This is a genomic window from Streptomyces sp. URMC 124 (genome assembly GCF_051386455.1).
GTDB lineage: Bacteria > Actinomycetota > Actinomycetes > Streptomycetales > Streptomycetaceae > Streptomyces.
In genome coordinates this window covers 1-276 of the sequence record NZ_JBPQTS010000447.1, presented here as the reverse complement: position 1 = coordinate 276, position 276 = coordinate 1, and the positions used below count along the sequence as shown (strand labels likewise).

1 protein-coding gene is annotated in these 276 nt (G+C 48.2%); it reads left to right on the top strand.

Features of this window, described 5'->3' with window-relative positions:
* A partial coding sequence (locus ACSNOG_RS33295) for a helix-hairpin-helix domain-containing protein (RefSeq protein WP_436756402.1) occupies nt 1–190 on the top strand: 190 nt, incomplete at its 5' end.
* Between the last annotated feature and the right edge of the window lie 86 nt (nt 191–276).

The following is a 276-nucleotide window of genomic DNA, read 5'->3' as shown; positions in this document are numbered from 1 at the left end:
CAAATCGATGGTTTCGTCCAAGCTGGACTCGATCCCGGGCATCGGCGAGAAGCGGCGGAAGCTGCTGCTGAAGCATTTCGGCTCGATCAAAAAAATAAAAGAGGCTTCAGTCGAAGACTTTAAGCCCCTTTCGATAGGTGAAAAATTAGCTGCAGATATACTCAATGCGCTTCGTGATGAGGAGTCGTGACATACGGCTTCTCTTTTTTTGTTGGATTCAAGCGGTAGATCACGTAGGCCATGATTGCCGGCAGCACCATATAGAACCTGTCTCTT